Here is a 20,521-nt window from a genome sequence, read left to right as displayed (position 1 = left end):
CTTCGAGTAGTGACCATGGCCCTGCCGTGCATCGCAGTTCGACTGACTAAAGCTGCACGGATAGAGAAATTCGAGGTATTCCTGATTTTGGTGGAAGTGTTGCAGCAAATGGCTTTGCAGGCAACACAACACTGCCTGCCCAACCAAATAGGCGGAAAAAGGAAAAATCCAGAGGCCGCCATGTAAAAGAACCAAAGACCTATCGGCAACCCAGAGGGTTGCCGATCAGGGGTAAAGGATCAAGCCATAGGGCTCTTGAAGCCCCGGAGGCGCAGCGCATTGCTGAGAACAAAAATGCTGGAAAGCGCCATCGCACCTGCCGCCAACATCGGCGAAAGAAGTGTGCCGGTAAACGGATAAAGAATACCCGCTGCAACAGGGATCAGCGCCACGTTATAGGCAAAGGCCCAAAACAGATTTTCACTGATGTTGCGAATGGTGGCTTTGGAGATGGCAATCGCGTTGACCACGCCACGCAAGTCACCCGACATCAGCACCACATCAGCACTTTCAATCGCAATATCTGTGCCGGTGCCAATTGCGATACCCACATCGGCAGCAGCCAGTGCGGGTGCATCATTGATGCCATCACCCACAAAAGCAATGCGCTTGCCGCCAGCCGACAGCCGCTTCAAAGCCTCAACCTTGCCATCGGGCAGCACTTCCGCAACCACTTCGTCAATGCCAAGGCGCTTGGCAATCGCCTGGGCAGTGCGGCGATTATCGCCGGTAATCATTGCCACTTTCAGCCCCTGCTCATGCATGGCGGCAATCGCGGCAGGCGTGGTTTCCTTCATCGGATCGGCAACAGTGATGATTGCCGCCAGCTTGCCGTCGATTGCCGCATAAAGCGGAGTCTGGCCTTCATCCCCCAAACGGCTTGCATCATCGGCAAAGACTGCAACATCAGCCCCAAGCTTGTGCATATAGCGATCAGCGCCAACGGCAACTTCATGGCCCGATACAGTGGCTTTCAGCCCGAAACCCGGAACGGATTCAAAGGCAGAAACATCGGCGAGCTTCAGGCCCTTTTCCTTTGCAGCCACCACAATGGCATCGGCAATCGGATGTTCGGAGCGTGCCTCTACCGCTGCAACCAGCGCCAGCGCTTCGTCCTGATCAATGCCATCAACGACAGCAAAATGCGCGAGTGCTGGCTTTCCCTGTGTCAGCGTTCCGGTCTTATCAACCGCAATCACCGAGGCATCGCGCAAGGTTTGCAGCGCATCACCACGGCGGAACAACACGCCAAATTCAGCGGCCCGACCTGTGCCGACCATGATTGAAGTCGGGGTGGCTAGGCCCATAGCGCATGGGCAAGCGATGATAACAACCGCAATGGCGTTGACCAGCGCATAGCCCATCATGGCCGTGCCACCGATAACAAGCCATGCAATGAAGGTGAGAACCGCAGCGCCCAGAACCGCGGGCACGAACCAGCCCGTGACCTTATCAACCTTGGCCTGAATGGGCAGTTTGTCGGCCTGTGCGTCCTCAACCATCCGCACGATCTGCGAAATGACCATATCCCGGCCAACCTTGGTTGCGCGGAAGGTGAAGGCGCCCGTCTTGTTGATCGTGCCGCCAACAACTTCTGCACCCGCGTCCTTGGCAACAGGAACAGGTTCGCCGGTAATCATCGATTCATCCACATAGGACGAGCCTTCGATCACCGCACCATCAACCGGAACTTTCTCACCCGGGCGCACCTGCACAATATCACCAGCGCGCACATCTTCCAGCGACACATCAACTGTTTCACCATTGCGCACGACGCGTGCTGACTTCGCCTGCAAGCCAACGAGACGGCTGATTGCCGCCGAAGTTCGGCCTTTGGCGCGCGCTTCCAGATAGCGACCAATCAGGATCAGCGTGACAATGACGGCGGCAGCTTCAAAGTAAACATTGACCGTACCGACAGGCAGAATATCTGGCCAGAAGGTCGCAACAACCGAAAAGCCCCAGGCGGCAGTTGTGCCGACCACAACCAGTGAGTTCATATCGGGGGCTGCGCGCAGAAGGGCTGGGATACCTTTTTTGAAAAAGCGCATGCCCGGGCCAAAAAGCACAAGCGTGGTCAGCACAAACTGGAAATACCAGCTGTTCTGCGTTCCAATCATATCCATGACCAGCATGTGCACCGCTGGAATAAGGTGCGATCCCATTTCCAGAATGAAAACCGGCAGTGTCAGAACCGCAGCAAAGATAGCGTTCTTTTTCAGATCAAACGCTTCGGCATCGCGTTTGTCGGATTGCGTTTCCTGCTTCGCATCGCTCAGCGCTTCTTCGAGAGAACGGGCTTCATAGCCCGCATTTTCAACCGCCTTGATAAGGTCGCCCAGTGGCACCTGCCCCGCAAGTTCAACATGCGCGCGTTCGGTCGCAAGATTAACGCTGGCACGGGTTACGCCCGGCACCGCATTCAATGCCTTTTCAACCTTGCTCACACAGGAAGCGCAGCTCATGCCTTCAATGGCAAGATCGGCACTTCCCGATGGCACATCATAACCCGCCTTGCGGATCGCATCGATGACAGCGGGCATGTCAGGCGCGGCCTTGAAGGTCACATCGGCACGCTCGGTTGCGAGGTTGACGGACACCTTGTCGACGCCCGGCACTTTCGCGACTGCCTTCTCAACGGAAGACACGCAGGAGGCGCAGCTCATCCCCTCGACGGGAATAGCGAAACTTGTGTTTTCGGGTTTGACTGGCTTGTTCATGGCAATCCCTTCCAGCTCTTTTATCAAGAGCGAATTCGTGAGTTGCATGAATACATAACCCTTCCAACCGTTGGAAGGTCAAGTCTTATACCGAAATGATTTTCAGACGACCATTTCGTTTTGAGGATGCATTGCAGCGAGAATCGATCCGCAGCGGGTCTGAATGAATTCAGGCACCTCAGTTGCAGGCATCGGACGCCCCATCAGAAAGCCCTGTACTTCACCGAAATTCTGTTTTCGCAAACATTCAAGTTGCTGCGTGGTTTCCACGCCTTCGGCCGTCGTGACAATCTGAAAGCCAGCACCCAGTGTGGCCACGGCCTGAATGATCGCAAGATCGCGGGTATCAAGCTCGATACCCGACACGAAACTGCGATCCACCTTGATCTTGTCGAACGGGAACGAGCGCAGATAACTCAGCGATGAATAGCCGGTTCCGAAATCATCCATGGCAATCCGCACGCCCAAACGACGCAACTCGAATAAGAGTTCAATGTTATGTTTGCTGTTTTTAAGAAACACCGATTCCGTGATTTCAAGTTCCAAACGCGCTGGAGACAGAGCCGCAGCGTCAAGAGCATCTGTCACCGAATCAAGCAGAAAGCTTTGATTGAACTGCACCGGAGAAAGATTGACGGAAACCTTGATATCGGCTGGCCAAGATGCAGCCTCGCGACAAGCTTGCCTGAGCACCCAGTCTCCGATCGGCCCTATCAGACCGGCTTCCTCCGCAACCGGAATAAATTCGACCGGCGACACCATGCCCAGCGATGGATGACGCCAGCGCAGCAAAGCTTCAAAACCGGATATACGCCCTGATTCGAGATTAAAAATCGGCTGATAATGGAGCTCAAACTGCTGCGCGGCCAACGCCATCCGCAGATCGGAAGTCATGGCGTGGCGCTTTTCGACGGCCAGTCGCAGCGAATGCTGGTAGAAACGGAACGTCCTGCGGCCATCAGCCTTGGCGGCATAAAGCGCAAGATCAGCACTCAGCATCAGCGCGTCAGGATCCTCGCCATGCAAAGGGGCATGGGCGATGCCAACACTGCAAGAGACGAATTCCATTGTATCACCAAGATCAAATGGATCCTGAAAGGACGAAAGAAGGCAATCAGCAAACATTGCAATCTGGGAAATCGTATCGCTGCGGAAGATAATGGCAAACTCATCATCACCCAAACGCGCCAAAAACTGCTCGCAGGTTGTGATGCTCTTGAGGCGTGCGGCCACCTGCGTGAGCAGCAAATCGCCGATCTGGTGGCCCCTGCTGTCATTGATGGTCTTAAAGTGATCGATATCAAGATAGAACAGCGCAAATGCCGGTGCGCGCTCACCCTTTTTCAGAATAGTTTCGATATATTGTGAAAAATAGGCGCGGTTCGGCAAGTCGGTCAGACTATCGTGCATGGCAATATGTGTCATGCGCTGTGCGGTCTGTGTGCGCTCGGTAATATCTTCCATGAGCCCAATCAGATAACGTGAACTGCCACCATCAACGGGTGGGATTGGACGCTTGATGATCCGCAGCCTGCGTGGCGTCCCGTCCGCGCTACGAATATCACGCTCAAGGGTCAAAACACCCTCGCGGCGCATCGCCAGACGATCCTGCTGCGTCAGAAGCTTTGCTTCCTCACGTGGGAAAATTTCCGTATCAATTGAGCCAATTACATCCTCAATTTTATAACCGCTTATCGTGGATGCAGCCTTGTTGTAGAGAAGGTAACGGCCTTTGTCCTGCATGTCCTTGATGAAGACGCCAAGCGGCATATTGTCGATAAGGCCATCAAGCAACGACTGGGTATGGCTCGCCTGACGGTTGGCCTCCTCAAGCGCGGTCATATCCTGCACGATCGCAAGAATTGCCCGCCTGCCTTCAAAGATGACCTCACGCCCATAGGTCACAACATCAATGATCTGGCCATTGGCTTTGAGGTGCTGCCAGCTTTCGGGCCGCTCCAGATCACTTCCACTGCGCACGGCATCCAGCATCCGGTCCCGCTCGGCTTGCGGACGAATATCCAGAACTGTCATCTCAGGTATTTTGTGAGCCGGGTATCCATAAAGCGCGTAAGCCGCTTCATTCATCACGATAAAACGCAATGTCTTTGGATCATACACCCACATAGGTGTCGGGTGCGTTGTAAAGAGAATGCGAAAATCCTCTTCGGATGTGCGCACCAAAGCAGCGTCCGAGTGAGCCCCACCGGCTTCCCGATTCCTCATCATTGTCCCCTCATCAGACTGGCCCTGATCCAATCTCCCCGCGAGAGGATGTCTCCAGGAATAAAGTAAGTCGCCTGCAATGGACGACATTCTCCCCTGCATTGATTTAACGCATGGTTATTTAAAAAGTCATATAGAAAATTGGGGTGCTTATAAATTTATTTGCAGATTGCAATTCTTAAGGCTGCTTGACCCACCTGCCGTTCCGTCCTATGCCTAAAGCACAAAATTCGTTGGGGTGCCTCATCAGAGGCTGAGAGACGCTGATCGCGTTAACCCATTGAACCTGATCCGGGTAATACCTGCGTAGGGAACGGAGTTTGGCGCGTCGCGAACAAGGAGGAAATATCCTCCATGGGGCAAGGCCCCAAAAGCAAGTTCATGACGTCTCAATTTTCCGTTCGGAATGAGAGACGACATGATGGATTTAAGACAAAGCCTCTCCCGAACCAAAGCAAGCAGTGGTGCATCCGTGCCTATCTGCGTGACGATTGCCGGCTCCGACAGCAGCGGCGGCGCGGGCATTCAGGCTGATCTCAAGAGCTTTTCAGCGCTCGGCGTCTATGGCGCGAGCGTGATCACCGCAATCACAGCGCAGAACACACTGGCCGTCACAGCTGTCCATGACATTCCGTCTGAAATCGTTGCTGCGCAAATCGATGCCGTCTTCAGCGATCTCAATGTGGCTTCCGTCAAAATCGGTATGGTGTCCGTGCCGCAAACCATTCTGGCCATCGCCAAGGGCCTTGCATCATTCTCCAGACCGGTGGTTCTTGATCCGGTGATGGTCGCGAAATCCGGCGACCGGCTTTTAAGCGAGGCCGCAATCTCGACATTGCGCGATGAACTGATCCCACTTGCAAGCGTTCTAACGCCCAACAGGCCGGAAGCTGCTTGCCTGCTCGATTGTGCGACTGCGCGCAATGACGATGAGGCGGAAGAACAGGGACGCGCCCTGCTCAAGCTCGGCGCAAAGGCCGTGCTCATGAAGGGCGGACATGCCGAAGGCGATGTCTGCACTGACCTCCTCATCCGCAAGGACCTGCCAACCATTACGCTGGAAGCGCCACGTATCGACACACAGAACACCCACGGCACCGGCTGCACGCTTTCGTCGGCCATTGCAGCCGGCCTTGGCAAAAGTCTTTCGATGGAACAAGCACTGCGCGAGGCTCACGCCTATCTGCAAGCGGCGATTCGCTCGGCAAACAGCTTGCAGGTCGGAAGCGGACACGGCCCCGTGCACCACTTCCACGCTTTATGGGAGACGGTATAATGCGCGTTACCATCATCGGCGCAGGTGTTGCCGGCCTTGCCTGCGCTGCCGAGTTCAATGATCAGGGACATGCTGTCACTGTGATTGCCAAGAGCACCGCAATCGGTGTTGACTGCTGCTCATGGTTTGCAGGCGGAATGCTGGCACCATGGTGCGAAGGCGAGAGTGCGGAAGAACCCGTCGTCAGACTGGGACAAGAGGCGATTGGCTGGTGGGAACGGCATGTCTCAACGGTCCATCGCAAGGGCACGCTGGTCATATCGCATAATCGCGATGCAACCGAGCTTCGCCGCTTTGCCCGTCGCACCCAAGCCTTTGATACGATTGATCAAGAACACATTGATGCACTGGAACCGGACCTTGCAGGCCGTTTCCGGCAGGGGCTTTTCTTTGCGCAAGAAGGCCATCTCAGCCCACGGGAAACACTGATTGAGCTTGCCGAAAACCTGCAAAAGAAAGGCGTGGTCTTTCATCTCGGACAAGATGCGAAAGACGTCAAAATCGACACAGATATAACGGTTGATGCACGTGGTCTGGCAGCACGCGATCAGCTTACCGATCTGCGCGGTGTGAAGGGCGAAATGCTGATTGTGCGCTCGCGCGACATCAATCTTTCGCGTCCTGTGCGCCTGCTGCATCCGCGCATTCCGCTTTACATCGTACCGCGTGGCGACGGCATCCACATGATCGGCGCAACCATGATCGAAAGCGATGAGCGCGGCGGCATCAGCGTCCGCTCGACGCTGGAAATGCTAAGTGCCGCCTATGCACTGCATCCTGCCTTTGGCGAGGCAGAAATTCTGGAAACCGGCGTCGATGCCCGCCCCGCCTTCCCCGACAATCTGCCGCGTGTGCGCAAGCGTGGCCAAACAATCTATGTCAACGGGCTTTACCGGCACGGCTTTCTGCTCTCGCCTGCGGTTGCACGCATGGCGGTTGCAGCAGCAACCGGAGCCGAACAAGGACAAGAATTTTTAGAGGAAATGGCATGACCATTGTTCTGAATGGCGAGGTCTTTGAGACCACGAGCACCAATCTTTTCGCTTTGCTTGCAGAAATCGAACTGGATGAAGCGGTGGTTGCAACCGCGCTCAATGGTGAATTCATTGCAAGCGACGAGCGCGAAGAAACCCTGATCCGCGAAGGCGACCGCATTGAAGTGCTCGCCCCCATGCAGGGAGGCTAAAGATGCTGGAATTTTACGGAAAAACATTTGATAGCCGCCTGCTCTTGGGAACGGCGCAATATCCATCACCCGCTATTCTTGCCGACAGCGTTCGCGCGTCCAAGACGGAAATCGTGACGGTCTCGCTGCGGCGCGAGAGCGGGAACCAGCGTGCAGGTCAGGACTTCTGGACCCTCATCAAAGATTTGGGTGTGTCGGTTCTGCCCAATACTGCCGGGTGCCATACGGCACGCGAGGCCGTGACCACGGCAAAAATGGCGCGGGAAATTTTCGGCACCAACTGGATCAAGCTTGAAGTCATCGGCGATCACGACACGCTGCAACCCGATCCATTCGGGCTGGTCGAAGCAGCGCGTATTCTCTGCGACGACGGTTTTGACGTCTTTCCCTATATGAATGACGATCTGGTGGTGGCGGAAAAACTGATCGAGGCAGGCTGCAAGGTGCTGATGCCTTGGGGTGCGCCGATTGGTTCAGGTCGCGGTCTCAACAATCCTTATGCGCTGAAAACCATGCGCGCGCATTTCCCCGATATTCCACTGGTTGTGGATGCAGGGATTGGTGTGCCATCGCACGCTGCAACCGCCATGGAGCTTGGCTTTGATGCCGTGCTGATCAACACCGCCGTTGCAAAAGCGGGTGATCCCGCCGCCATCGCCCGCGCCTTTGCGCTCGCCGTTGAAGCTGGTCGCATCGCCTATGAAGCCGATCCGATTGAAGCCCGCGACATGGCTGCCCCCTCCACCCCCCTTATCGGAAAGGCGTTTGTGTAATGGCCCTTGATCCGTTCTACCCGATCTTTGACAGCGCCAGCTGGTGTGAGCGCATGGTGCCGCTTGGCATCAAACTCGTGCAGCTGCGCATCAAGGATAAGAGCGATAGCGAATTGCGCACCGAAATCCGCGCAGCCCGTGACATCTGCGCCCGCTATGATTGCCAGCTCATCATTAATGACTACTGGAAACTGGCTATTGAGGAAGGCTGCGACTTCATCCATCTCGGTCAGGAAGACCTTGATGACGCCGATCTTGATGCAATCCACGCGAGCGGCGTGAAGCTCGGTGTATCCAGCCATGATGAGGCAGAACTTGATCGCGCATTAGCGCTACGGCCTGCCTATATCGCACTCGGTCCGGTCTATCCGACCATTCTAAAAAAGATGAAATGGCATGAACAAGGACTGGACCGCGTCAGTCAATGGAAAGCGACTTTGGGCGATATTCCGCTCGTTGGCATTGGTGGCATGAATGTGGATCGTGCGCCCGGCGTCTTTAAAGCCGGAGCCGACATTGTTTCAGTCGTCACCGACATCACCCTCAATCCTGATCCGGAAGCCCGCTTGCGGCAATGGATCGAAGTTACACGCCCCTATGTAAAGTAGTTTCTGGAGGAAACATTGAAAAAACTGATTTTTGCTGCGCTTTTCAGCGCCACGGCTTCGTTCGCCCTGATGTCAGCTCAAGCAGCTCAGGCGAGCGATAAATTCAAACTCATACTCGACTGGTATGTAAACCCTGATCATGGCCCGATTATCGTGGCCGACAAGCTCGGTTACTTCAAGGATGCTGGTCTCGATGTGGAAATCATTGCACCTGCGGACGCATCCGTGCCACCAAAAATGGTAGCCGCGGGACAGGCCGATCTGGCAATTTCGTATCAGCAGCAGGTGCATCTTGATGTCCACGCCGATATTCCGCTGATCCGCGTTGGTACTCTTATCGATTCCCCGCTCAACTGCCTGATGGTCCGCGATGATGGTTCGGTCAATTCAATTGCCGATCTCAAAGGCAAGAAGATCGGCTTCTCGGTAGCCGGCGTTGAAGAAACACTGCTCGGCACAATCCTCGGCAATCACGACATAAAACTTTCTGATATCGAGCTGATCAATGTGAATTTCTCTCTGGCACCGGCGTTGATGTCAAAGCAGGTCGATGCCGTGATGGGCGCCTATCGCAACATCGAACTCAACCAGATGGCGGTTGAAGGGGTTGCTGGCAAATGCTTCTTCGTCGAGGAAGAAGGCGTGCCGGTCTATGACGAGCTGGTCTATGTTGCCAATGCAAACAAACTCGATGCTGCGGAAAAGGAGAGGATTTCGCGCTTCCTTGCAGCCACCGAAAAAGCCGCGCAATATATCGTCAATCATCCAGAGCAAAGCTACGATCTGTTTGCGTCCTATAGTTCTGAACTCAAAGACGAACTGAACCAGCGCGCATGGAAAGACACAGTGGCCCGTTTCTCACGCTCGCCCGCAAGTCTCGATTACGGACGCTGGAACCGCTACGAAGCCCATCTCAACGAAAACGGTCTCGTGCCTTCGATCCTGCCGGTTGAGAAACTGGCGATTGATGTGAATGCGAAAGGCGACAAGCCATGACGACCACTCAACCGCTTTATTCATCCGAGCTGTTCACCCGTCTGCGTGCCGCGATGCTTGATGATTGGAAACCCTATATCGACCATGAGTTTGTGCGCAGACTTGGCGATGGTACGCTGCCGAAATCGGCATTCCTGCATTATCTCAGGCAGGATTATGTCTATCTGCATCACTATGCCCGTGCCTTTGCGCTTGGCGTCGTAAAAGCAGGAAATCTTCAGGAAACGCGGCTCTGTGCCGAAATCATGCATGGACTAACTGTCACGGAACTGCCGCTGCATGTCGGCATCTGTGCACGCGAAGGCATCAGTGAAGACGATCTTTACAACACGCGTGAAGAGCCGGAAAACCTCGCCTATACGCGTTACGTGCTCGATTGCGGACAGGCAGGCGATTTCCTCGACCTCTTGACCGCACTTGTTCCCTGCGCACATGGCTATGGCGAAATCGGCGTCAATCTCGCAACCTCGGCCAAGGCTGGCACACCCTATCAAGAGTGGATCGACACCTATGCAGGCGCTGATTATCAGGAAATGTGCCACACGGTTGGCAGGCTTTTTGATCAGGCCGCAATGAACCGCCTCGGCCCGGATTTCGAGAACAGTCCGCGCTGGCCAAAGCTCTGCCAGATTTTTGCAACCGCCAGCAGGCTCGAAGCAGATTTCTGGTCGATGGGCCTTAAAGGAGCATGACGAGCGTGATACCTCGCTCGCGCAAAAAACGCATCGCCGACGGATTTTCGTCGGCGGTTGCTGTGCTGATATTGTGGCAGGCCGTGGTGAGCATCTGGCAGATGCCGCGCTTCATCCTGCCCGGTCCGCTCGACGTTGTGCAGTCGCTGATTACCAATGCGCAGCTGATTGCCGATAATGCCGTCGTGACATTTGGCGAAGTGCTGGGCGGGCTGTTTCTGGGTTCCGCCATTGGCGTGCTCACAGCTATCGCGCTGATGATGTCGCCGATCGCACAACGGCTCGTCATGCCCATGCTGGTGTTCTCTCAAGCGATTCCAATCTTTGCGCTGGCCCCGATCCTCACCCTCTGGCTCGGCTATGGACCGGCATCAAAAATTGCCGTCACCATTTTGATGATCTTCTTTCCAGTCGCCTCCACCTTTCTCGATGGAATGCAGCGAACCGATCAGACACTGATCAATGCCGCTGAAAATCTCGGTGCCAAACGCTTGCAGATTCTGTTTCGCGTGCGCATTCCCGCAGCGTTCCCTTCGCTTGCGTCAGGATTAAGCCTTGCAGCCGTCTATGCGCCCATCGGTGCTGTGGTCGGCGAATGGGTGGGAGCATCGAAAGGCCTTGGCTATCTGATGCTGCTGGCTAACGGCCGCGCCAAGGTCGATCTGATGTTTGCAAGCCTGTTTGTGCTGGCCGCCTTCACCATGATCCTGCATGCAACAATCGCGCATTTTGCGCGCAAGCTCGCCGCATGGCCCCGAAAGCTGTAAGGCAGCATTTTTGCCACACTCAATAGGCCGAAAACAAATTTCTGCATTTTGCCACTTGGCAAATAGATTTGCTCATTTATTGTGCACACATCTGAAACACTGGCAAGAGGTATGAGATGCGTGTCTATCCATTTCCGTCGGTGCCCGGTGTCAACGCGGGCGCTTCCGAGCTTTAAGTCCTTGGCCCGCAATAGAGGCTAAGGCCTCACTGTCCTTTCCCAAAGGGCGCATTCCTAAACACTTCCAAATTTGCCGCAGCTCTTAGCAGCTGTTTGTTTTGTCTTCGTTTTCACGCATGTGCCGGCGCAAAACCGCATCGCACTTCTTGCTGAAAATGCTTTTAAAGGAACCAGAATCCGCGCTTGTGCGGTCTGGTAATATTCATATGGCCCGGTTTCGTATCAATTTCCGGGGGCCTGTTTTCCGCAGCGTCCTCGGCTACACCTTCAGCCACTGGCGAAGTCAGCCTCTGCGGCTGACGCTGATCATCATCAGCATGCTGCTTGCAACAGCCGCAGATGTTCTCACACCGCTCTATTCAGGGCGGCTGGTTGATGCCCTTTCACTCGGCAAGGATGGGGCGTGGGATGCAGCCATTCATGCGCTGATCATGCTGCTTGCGCTGGGTGCTTTGGCGCTCATCACACGTCAGCTGACCTTTTATGTCATCACGGACTTCACGCTGAAGATCATGAGTGACATGGCCGCGAGCGCGTTTCACAAGCTGCAACGCTTTTCGACCGACTGGCATGCCAATGCCTTTGCCGGATCGACCGTGCGTAAGGTTTCGCGCGGTATGTGGGCGCTTGATCTGCTCAATGACACGCTGCTGCTTGCGCTTCTGCCATCAATCCTGATGCTGTTCGGCTCGGTTGCACTGCTTGCATGGTACTGGCCAATGATGGGCGTGCTGGTGGCAATCGGCTCTGTGCTTTTCATCGTCTGCACGATTGTGATTTCACTGGGCTTTGTTGCGCCTGCGGCAACACTTGCCAACAGCTGGGATACACGACTTGGCGGTGCTCTGGCCGATGCCATTTCATGCAATGCGGTTGTGAAGGCATTCGGTGCCGAAGCGCGCGAAGACGGACGTCTTGCACGAGTCGTTACCAAATGGCGCTCGCGCACACGCCGCACATGGCTGATCGGCACGCTCAACGGCTTTATTCAAGGTGCAAACCTGCTCATCATGCGCGGTGTGGTGATTGGCTTTGCGCTCTATCTCTGGAGCCAAGGGCAGGCAACGGCGGGTGATATCACCTTCGTTCTGACGGCCTTCTTCATGTTGCAGGGCTATCTGCGTGATGTGGGTATGCATATCCGCAACCTACAGCGTTCGGTCAACGACATGGAAGAACTGGTTCAGATCGAAGCCGAGCCTTACGGCATTGCCGACAGGTCCGGTGCTGGCGCAATCAGGATCGGAAATGGCGAGATCACGTTTGATAACGTCACCTTCCATTATGGCAATCATGATGCAGCACTGTATCGCGACTTTTCGGTCTGGATCGAAGCCGGTGAACGGGTTGGTCTGGTTGGTCATTCAGGTTCGGGCAAGACGACCTTCGTCAAGCTGATCCAGCGTCTTTATGATGTCAGTGGGGGTGAGATCCGCATTGACGGACAGAACATTGCCGAAGTTACACAGGCTTCACTTAGATCGCAGATTGCTATCGTGCAGCAGGAACCGATCCTGTTTCACCGCACACTGGCCGAAAACATTGCCTATGCCCGCCCCGGTGCAACACAGGCGGAGATTGAAGAAGCTGCAAAGCTTGCAAGCGCGCATGATTTCATCATGCGTCTGCCAAAGGGCTATGCGACACTTGTCGGTGAGCGCGGTGTGAAGCTTTCGGGTGGTGAACGTCAGCGTGTGGCGATTGCCCGTGCGTTTCTGGCCAATGCACCGATCCTTATTCTGGATGAGGCGACATCAAGCCTTGATTCAGAATCGGAAGTGCTGATCCAGCAGGCTATGGAACGGCTGATGATCGGTCGCACAACGCTCGTGATTGCACACCGGCTTTCAACGGTTCGTGCGCTTGACCGCTTGCTGGTCTTCGACAAGGGCCAAATTTTGGAAGAAGGCGATCACGATGCGCTTATCCGCAAGCCCGGCGGTATCTATCGCCGTCTGTTCGAACGGCAGGCGCTGGAACTGACCAAAGGGCTTGAACTGCCATAAAGAAAATGGGCCGGGAAACCGGCCCATTTTTTAATTGGAAACCTTGCCTGATGATTGCCGAATAATCAGCTTGTAATCGATATGGCGTGAAGGCGATGCTTCGCCGGTTTCAATCTGGCTGAGCAACATATCCACTGCGTCATAGGTCATTTCGCGGATTGGCTGATGCACGGTGGTAATCTGCGGCGAAACCATGCTCGAAATGGCACTGTCATCGAAACCTACGATCGTCAAATTGTCAGGCACGGCGATCTTATAATCATAGGCAATCTGAAGAACCGCCGCCGCCATATCATCATTGGAGGCAAAAACAGCCGTCGGCCTGTCTTGCAGCGATAAAAGTTTTCGCCCTGCTTCCAACCCACTTGCGAAACTGAAGCCGCCTTGCGCTTCATAATCAGAATTATGCGTAATACCCGCCTGATCCAGCATCTTGCGATAGCCCTCAACGCGCAACTGCGCTGAACGATGCGTAAGATCGCCAAGGACGATTGCAATCTTCCTATGTCCCAAATCAAGCAGATATTGCATGAGATCGCAGGTTGCTTTCTCATCGTCAATCGCAATGCTGTCTGTGGGATGCACGCCAAAATCACCCGCCACACGTGTAAACGGCATCGCGGATGCAATCAACTCCTGCAAAATTTCCGGATCGTCCGACATGGGGGGCGTTACGATAATCCCATCAAGACCAGACGCGTGCGCTGTTTCGATCAGCGACCCGCGAATATCTGCACGGTTCTCGACGGGGAATATCAGAAGCCGGTAGCGGGTGCCGCGCAGACGATCCAGCGCGCCGATCTGCAATTCCGTGACATAGCTCTGGCTCGGATTTTCAAAGAAAAGCCCGATGAGATGCGAGCGGCGCTCTACCAGATTGCGCGCTGCGGCATTGGGGCGATAGCGCAATTCAGCACCCGCCTCTTTTACCCGCTCACGGATCGTGTCGCGGACATTCGGCTCGTCATTATAAACACGCGAAACGGTTTTGATCGACACGCCGGCAAGACGCGCCACATCATGGATGGTTGCTCTTTTATTGGATGCGGCCATGGCCGGAATGCACTCTCTCCCAAGTGATATGCATCATCTACTAGCTGCTTTGCTGTTTAACGCAAAGAGTTAAATCAAACATATCTTTGAGCGGGTGAGAAAGCGCTTTTCACGACCATTATCGAGCGAGAACATGCCGCCGCGTCCGGGAACGACATCAATGATCAGTTCAGTGTGTTTCCATGCCTCATATTGCGAGCCGCTGATATAAAATGGTGCGCCGCCGATTTCGCCGAGCTTCACGTCAGCGTCAGACAGCAGCAAATCGCCCTGCGGATAGCACATCGGCGATGACCCATCGCAGCAACCGCCAGACTGGTGGAACATAATCGGTCCATATTCAGCCTGCAATTCAGCGATCAGCTCCAGCGCTGCATCGGTCGCTGTGACCTGCTGTTGTTCCAAGACTTGCGGCATGGTTCCTCCTCCCACAGAGCGCGTTTCGATCTGATAAAATCAGATCGGCGCTCCACAGTCTTTTGCTTGAAGCATAATCTTATCGATCCTCACTCCGCTCCGGTCGGATTATGCTATACAAAAGCCGCCGCATTGCTACGGCGGCTCTGATGATAGTATGGACCGATTACTGCGTCAGGTCCATAACCACGCGGCCTTCGATCTGGCCTGCGCGCATTTCATCAAAGATCGCATTGATATTGTCGATCTTGTCAGTGCGGATGGTCGCCTTGACCTTGCCATCTGCTGCAAAGTCGATCGATTCCTGCAAATCAAGACGCGTACCAACGATGGAGCCGCGCACGGTCACACCATTGAGCACCATGTTGAAAATCGACAGCGGAAATTCGCCAGCCGGAAGACCATTCAATGCGATTGTTCCGCCACGCGCAGCCATGCCGATTGCCTGCTCAAAAGCCTTTGGCGAAACAGCTGTCACCAACACGCCCTGCGCGCCGCCATGGGTTTCTTTCTTGATATAAGCTGCCGGATCATTATGCGTCTTGGCATTGACCGTGACCGTCGCACCAAGCCTGCGCGCAAGATCAAGCTTCTTGTCATCAATATCAACGGCAGCCACATTAAGCCCCATGGCCTTGGCATATTGCACCGCCATATGGCCAAGCCCGCCAATACCGGAAATCACCACCCAGTCGCCCGGCTTGGTGTCGGTGACCTTGAGGCCCTTATAAACCGTCACACCTGCGCAGAGGATCGGCGCAATTTCGTTAAACTCGATGTTTTTTGGCAAGTGGCCAACGAAATTCGGGTCGGCAACCACATAATCAGCAAAGCCGCCATTGACTGAATAGCCAGTATTGAGCTGCTCTTCGCAGAGCGTTTCCCAACCACCAAGACAATGCACACAATGACCGCAAGCCGTGTAAAGCCATGGAATACCGACGCGATCGCCTTCCTTCACATGCTTGACACCCTTGCCCACGGCAGAGACAAAACCGACGCCTTCATGACCCGGAATGAATGGCGGGTTTGGCTTTACCGGCCAGTCACCTTCAGCAGCATGAAGATCGGTATGGCACACGCCGGATGCCTGAATTGCTACCTGAATCTGACCATCGCCCGGCACCGGAATTGGCACTTCATCAATGGTCAGCGGTTTGCCAAACTCGCGAACCACAGCAGCTTTCATTGTCTTAGCCATTTCGAAAACATCCTTCTGTTTTATATCGCGCATCTTTTCCAGAAAACCGCTTCACACTTTTCGGGATGCGCTGTAACGGGTCGGATTGGCAGGCACCGTGGCCGGCCAACCCGACCCTTTCCTGGGAGGAAACAAGGAAAACGGCCCGGGATTGAATATCCCGGACCATTTTGTTCTTTTAGAAGAAGCCAAGCTTCTTCGGGCTGTAGCTCACCAGCATGTTCTTGGTCTGCTGATAGTGGTCGAGCATCTTGAGGTGGTTTTCGCGACCGATACCCGACTGCTTGTAACCGCCGAATGCCGCATGCGCCGGATAGGCGTGATAGCAGTTGGTCCAGACGCGGCCAGCCTGAATGGCGCGACCAAAGCGATAGGCGCGCGTGCCGTCACGGGTCCAGACACCGGCACCGAGGCCATAAAGCGTATCATTGGCAATCGCGAGCGCTTCGGCGTCGTCTTTAAAGGTCGTGACCGACACAACAGGACCGAAAATTTCCTCCTGGAAAATCCGCATCTTGTTGTTGCCCTTGAACACGGTCGGCTTGACGTAATAGCCACCTGCGAGATCACCGGCCAGCTCATTGCGTCCACCACCGGTCAGCACTTCCGCGCCTTCCTGCTTGCCAATATCGATATAGCTGAGGATCTTCTCAAGCTGCTCGCTGGAGGCCTGCGCACCGATCATGGTTGCCGGATCAAGTGGATCACCCTGCACGATGGCTTCAACGCGCTTCAATGCCCGTTCCATGAACTTGTCGTAGATCTTTTCATGGATCAGCGCACGGCTTGGACAGGTACAGACTTCGCCCTGATTAAGCGCGAACATCACAAAGCCTTCAATTGCCTTGTCGAAATAATCGTCATCTGCATCGGCCACATCTGAAAAGAAGATGTTTGGCGACTTGCCGCCCAGTTCCAACGTCACTGGAATGAGGTTCTGGCTGGCATATTGCATAATGAGACGACCCGTTGTCGTTTCACCCGTAAAGGCAATCTTGGCAATGCGCGGGCTTGAGGCCAGCGGCTTGCCTGCTTCAAGACCAAAGCCATTGACCACATTCAGCACACCATCAGGCAACAGATCGCCGATCACTTCCATCAGAACGAGAATCGAAGCGGGTGTCTGTTCGGCAGGCTTCAGCACCACGCAATTACCAGCCGCAAGGGCTGGTGCGAGCTTCCACACAGCCATCAAAAGCGGGAAATTCCATGGGATGATCTGGCCGACAACACCGAGTGGCTCATGGAAATGATAAGCAACCGTATCGTGATCGATTTCGGAAATGCCACCTTCCTGCGCACGGATTGCACCGGCAAAATAGCGGAAATGGTCGATGGCCAACGGCAGATCGGCATTGGTGGTTTCTCGTATCGGCTTGCCATTGTCCCATGTTTCGGCAGCCGCGAGCTTTGGCAGATTGGCTTCAATACGATCAGCAATCTTGTTGAGGATCACTGCGCGTTCAGCAGGGCTTGTTTTGCCCCAGGCCTCTTTTGCTGCGTGCGCTGCATCAAGGGCTGCTTCAACATCCGCCGCTTCAGAACGCGCGACTTCGCAAAGCACCTGACCATTGACCGGCGATGTATTTTCGAAATAGCGGCCCGACTTGGGTTCTACCCATTTGCCGCCGATGAAATTGCCATAACGTTTGGCAAACTCCGGCTTTACGGAGCGATGAAATTCAACCTTGTTCATGGTATTCCTCCCGAAATTCAACGCCGCTCCTACGGCGTTTCAGACACAATGTGGCGCGGCTCTTGGGAGGAGTCATCCAGCGCCTCGTAATATGCTGCATCAATGTGTCTCAATAATGAGACACATTGGAAAAACTAATTTGGCCGTGTGATTTTAAGGCGATTAAGCTTACGATGAAGCGTGGCACGGCTGATGCCCAGAAGCTTGGCTGCCGATGAAACATTGCCTTCGGCACGCGCGATGGCACGGAGAATGACGCTTCGTTCAGACTCTGCCATATCCTCACGCGGATCGGCATTCCAGCCAAGAAGATCAGCCGCAGGCAAGGCGGTCGCAAGAGCATCATCGGTCAAATCGAGCGAAAGGCGGGCTGCGCGCGTGGCACCGATCACCAGATCGTCTTTATCAACCGCAATCAGTGCGCCGCCGGTGCGGTCAGCACTTGGGGCCAGCATAATGCGCGCATCCGGGAAAGCCTGCCGGAAATTCTCGGCTTCAATCCGCCGTGCAGCGTCAATGACCGCGACTGAAATCAGTTGTACGAAAGCCTCTGTCAGATCACTGCGACAGGACGAAACATCAAGTGCCGCCATCAGACGGCCCTGATGGTCATGAATGGGTGCTACCGTGCAGGAAAGTCCAATATTGCGCGTATGAAAATGCTGGTCACGATGAATGGTCAAAGCGCGCTGTTCGGCAAGACAGGTGCCAATTCCATTGGTGCCCTCGACCGCTTCGCTCCAGACCGCACCCGTCCATAGGCCCCAGTCATAAAACGTATCGTCGTCACCCGCCGCACCACGGCGCTCAACCGGCACGCCTTGACTGTCAGCCAGAAGCACACAGCAGCCCACGCCACCAACCGCCATATAAAGCCGGTCCATGCTGGCCTGCGCAATGCTGATCACGCGTTCCATACGCTGACGCGCATTACGCAATTCATGATCGGAAAGCGTTTGAACAGCCCCCACTTCCGCAGGATCAAGCCCATAGAGGCGCGAAGACCGTCGCCATGAGGCGACCAGCGCCGAACGCGCTGCACCGCCCGTATCTATCGCGGACTGAATGCGGTCAGCATGAATTCTGTCTTGCGGTGCACCCATGTTTTCCTCCCAGAAAGGCTGGAAACCGCCGAATGGAAGGATAATGACTTTTTATAGGACAGGTTGCAAGCGAACGGTTACGCGACTTTGGTAGCTTCGATAAAAGTTTCGAGAGCAGCAACCTCGTTTACGCTCAAACGCAAGCCAAGCTTGCTACGGCGCCAGAGAATATCTTCTGCCGTATGCGCCCATTCATGCTCCATGAGATAGCGCACTTCAGTCTCGTAAAGATCGCTGCCAAAATGCTGTCCAAGCTCGGCCAATAACGTCGCTTTTCCCAGCAGAACGCGCGCGCGGGTTCCATAAAGCTTAAACAGGCGGTGGGCATGGGGTGCTGACAAGAACGGATAATCCGCTTTTAGCTTTTCAAGCTCCTGATCGAAAGTCGTTGCTTCAAAATCACCGCCCGGCAGAGAGGCTGCATGGGTCCATGGCGCGCCCTTTTTGCCCAGATGATGCTCGATCTTCTCAAGCATATGTTCGGCCAGTTTGCGGGCTGTGGTCAGCTTACCGCCAAACACATTGATCAGTGGTGCGGCACCCTGCGGCGCATCTTCTTTGAGCACATAATCGCGGGTTGCTTCCTGTGCCTTGCTGGCCCCGTCATCATAGAGCGGGCGCACGCCGGAATAGGTCCAGACAATATCCTCTCTGCGCACCGGCTCGCGGAAATATTCGCTTGCCGCAGCACAGAGATAATCGGTTTCCTGGTCGCTGATTGCGACTTTGGCCGGGTCGCCCTTATAATCCTGATCTGTGGTGCCAATCAGCGTGAAATCATCCTCATAAGGAATAGCGAAGATGATGCGGCCATCATTGTTCTGGAAAAAATAGGAGCGCGGGTCGGAGAACTTTTGACGCACCACGATGTGGCTGCCCTGCACCAGTCGCACATTGTGCAGTTGGCGATCACCTTCGACACCTTCCAATACCTTATCCGCCCATGGACCGGCAGCATTGACCAAGAGACGCGAACGAAACTCTTCGCGCAGTCCTGTATCTGTGTTTTCAAGCGTTACCGTCCATGCTTCATGGTCGCGGCGCGCCGAGACCACCTTTGCACGCGTGCGGATCATCGCACCACGATCAGCCGCATCGCGCGCAGTCAGCGCTGTAAAGCGCGCATCATCCACCCAGCAATCGGAATATTCGAAAGCTTTGGTGAAAAGCGGCTTCAACGGTGCGCTCGAGGGATCGGTGCGCATATCAAGTGTGCGCGTGGCTGGCAGCTTCTTGCGGCCACCTAAGTGATCATAGAGAAACAGGCCAAGACGCAAAAGCCATGCCGGGCGGACTCCGCCCTTATGATAAGGCAACACAAAACGCATCGGGTGGATCAGATGCGGCGCGTTGGCCCAAAGCACCTCGCGCTCCATCAGCGCTTCGCGCACCAAGCGGAATTCGTAATGCTCCAGATAGCGCAAACCGCCGTGAATGAGCTTTGTGGCACGCGACGAGGTGCCACTTGCCAGATCGTTCATCTCGGCAAGCCCAACGCTAAAGCCACGACCAACCGCGTCTCTTGCGATGCCGCATCCATTGATGCCGCCGCCAATTACGAAAATGTCGAATATTTTATCTTGTGCCATGGCGAAACCTGAAGATCCTCTCCGATCACCAAA

Annotated in this window: 18 protein-coding genes and 1 riboswitch; of the genes, 10 read left to right on the top strand and 8 right to left on the bottom strand. The window is 54.8% G+C overall.

Features of this window, described 5'->3' with window-relative positions; genetic code table 11:
* The first annotated feature begins 15 nt into the window (after window positions 1-15).
* Window positions 16-186, top strand: a complete 171-nt coding sequence (locus ABE527_RS01700; protein WP_499695893.1) for a hypothetical protein — start codon at window positions 16-18, stop codon at window positions 184-186.
* A gap of 53 nt (window positions 187-239) precedes the next feature.
* Here the strand turns inward: ABE527_RS01700 and ABE527_RS01695 are convergent, their stop codons facing one another.
* Window positions 240-2,720, bottom strand: coding sequence for a heavy metal translocating P-type ATPase (locus ABE527_RS01695; RefSeq protein ID WP_499695892.1), 2,481 nt, complete (start codon window positions 2,718-2,720; stop codon window positions 240-242).
* 102 nt (window positions 2,721-2,822) lie between these two features.
* A complete protein-coding gene (locus ABE527_RS01690) occupies window positions 2,823-4,946 on the bottom strand; it encodes a putative bifunctional diguanylate cyclase/phosphodiesterase (RefSeq protein WP_499696314.1) in 2,124 nt (707 codons plus the stop codon).
* 224 nt (window positions 4,947-5,170) lie between these two features.
* Window positions 5,171-5,276, top strand: a riboswitch (TPP riboswitch).
* 91 nt (window positions 5,277-5,367) lie between these two features.
* Here ABE527_RS01690 and thiD point away from each other — a divergent pair.
* The 9 genes from thiD (at window position 5,368) to ABE527_RS01645 (ending at window position 13,429) form a co-directional block, all read left to right on the top strand.
* A complete protein-coding gene (gene thiD / locus ABE527_RS01685; RefSeq protein WP_499696313.1) occupies window positions 5,368-6,222 on the top strand; it encodes a bifunctional hydroxymethylpyrimidine kinase/phosphomethylpyrimidine kinase in 855 nt (284 codons plus the stop codon).
* On the top strand, window positions 6,222-7,214 hold the full coding sequence (thiO, locus tag ABE527_RS01680; RefSeq protein ID WP_499695891.1) for a glycine oxidase ThiO: 993 nt from the start codon (window positions 6,222-6,224) through the stop codon (window positions 7,212-7,214). The genes thiD and thiO overlap by 1 nt, the downstream gene beginning before the upstream one ends.
* Window positions 7,211-7,408 carry a sulfur carrier protein ThiS gene (thiS, locus tag ABE527_RS01675; protein WP_499695890.1) on the top strand — a complete coding sequence of 66 codons (198 nt, stop codon included), beginning with the start codon at window positions 7,211-7,213 and terminating at the stop codon, window positions 7,406-7,408. The genes thiO and thiS overlap by 4 nt, the downstream gene beginning before the upstream one ends.
* Window positions 7,409-7,410: 2 nt before the next feature.
* Window positions 7,411-8,181 carry a thiazole synthase gene (locus ABE527_RS01670; protein ID WP_499695889.1) on the top strand — a complete coding sequence of 257 codons (771 nt, stop codon included), beginning with the start codon at window positions 7,411-7,413 and terminating at the stop codon, window positions 8,179-8,181.
* Window positions 8,181-8,789 carry a thiamine phosphate synthase gene (locus ABE527_RS01665; protein ID WP_499695888.1) on the top strand — a complete coding sequence of 203 codons (609 nt, stop codon included), beginning with the start codon at window positions 8,181-8,183 and terminating at the stop codon, window positions 8,787-8,789. Before ABE527_RS01670 ends, ABE527_RS01665 begins: the two co-directional genes overlap by 1 nt.
* A gap of 15 nt (window positions 8,790-8,804) precedes the next feature.
* On the top strand, window positions 8,805-9,785 hold the full coding sequence (locus ABE527_RS01660) for an ABC transporter substrate-binding protein (protein WP_499695887.1): 981 nt from the start codon (window positions 8,805-8,807) through the stop codon (window positions 9,783-9,785).
* Window positions 9,782-10,477, top strand: a complete 696-nt coding sequence (gene tenA / locus ABE527_RS01655; RefSeq protein WP_499695886.1) for a thiaminase II — start codon at window positions 9,782-9,784, stop codon at window positions 10,475-10,477. Before ABE527_RS01660 ends, tenA begins: the two co-directional genes overlap by 4 nt.
* Complete coding sequence (locus tag ABE527_RS01650; protein WP_499695885.1) at window positions 10,474-11,244, top strand: ABC transporter permease; 771 nt, start codon at window positions 10,474-10,476, stop codon at window positions 11,242-11,244. Before tenA ends, ABE527_RS01650 begins: the two co-directional genes overlap by 4 nt.
* Before the next feature lie 385 nt (window positions 11,245-11,629).
* Entirely contained in the window at window positions 11,630-13,429 is a 1,800-nt protein-coding gene (locus ABE527_RS01645) for an ABC transporter ATP-binding protein (protein WP_499695884.1), read from the top strand.
* A 30-nt stretch (window positions 13,430-13,459) separates the two neighbouring features.
* Here the strand turns inward: ABE527_RS01645 and ABE527_RS01640 are convergent, their stop codons facing one another.
* The 6 genes from ABE527_RS01640 to glpD all read right to left on the bottom strand — a co-directional run bounded on the left by ABE527_RS01640 (window position 13,460) and on the right by glpD (window position 20,488).
* A complete protein-coding gene (locus ABE527_RS01640; RefSeq protein ID WP_265982772.1) occupies window positions 13,460-14,482 on the bottom strand; it encodes a LacI family DNA-binding transcriptional regulator in 1,023 nt (340 codons plus the stop codon).
* 69 nt (window positions 14,483-14,551) lie between these two features.
* Window positions 14,552-14,899, bottom strand: coding sequence for a DUF779 domain-containing protein (locus ABE527_RS01635; protein ID WP_265982771.1), 348 nt, complete (start codon window positions 14,897-14,899; stop codon window positions 14,552-14,554).
* A 166-nt stretch (window positions 14,900-15,065) separates the two neighbouring features.
* Window positions 15,066-16,100, bottom strand: coding sequence for an alcohol dehydrogenase AdhP (gene adhP / locus ABE527_RS01630; RefSeq protein WP_265982770.1), 1,035 nt, complete (start codon window positions 16,098-16,100; stop codon window positions 15,066-15,068).
* A gap of 178 nt (window positions 16,101-16,278) precedes the next feature.
* On the bottom strand, window positions 16,279-17,796 hold the full coding sequence (adh, locus tag ABE527_RS01625) for an aldehyde dehydrogenase (RefSeq protein WP_499695883.1): 1,518 nt from the start codon (window positions 17,794-17,796) through the stop codon (window positions 16,279-16,281).
* A 134-nt stretch (window positions 17,797-17,930) separates the two neighbouring features.
* The gene (locus ABE527_RS01620; RefSeq protein ID WP_499693342.1) at window positions 17,931-18,899 is read right to left on the bottom strand and encodes a GAF domain-containing protein; all 969 of its coding nucleotides are present in this window, start codon (window positions 18,897-18,899) and stop codon (window positions 17,931-17,933) included.
* 77 nt (window positions 18,900-18,976) lie between these two features.
* Window positions 18,977-20,488, bottom strand: coding sequence for a glycerol-3-phosphate dehydrogenase (gene glpD / locus ABE527_RS01615; RefSeq protein WP_499695882.1), 1,512 nt, complete (start codon window positions 20,486-20,488; stop codon window positions 18,977-18,979).
* Window positions 20,489-20,521: the final 33 nt, after the last annotated feature.

The organism is Brucella sp. TWI432 (genome assembly GCF_039674445.1).
Lineage (GTDB): Bacteria > Pseudomonadota > Alphaproteobacteria > Rhizobiales > Rhizobiaceae > Brucella > Brucella chromiisoli.
The sequence above is the reverse complement of the archived record's forward strand: the minus strand, read 5'-3'. Positions and strand labels throughout refer to the sequence as shown.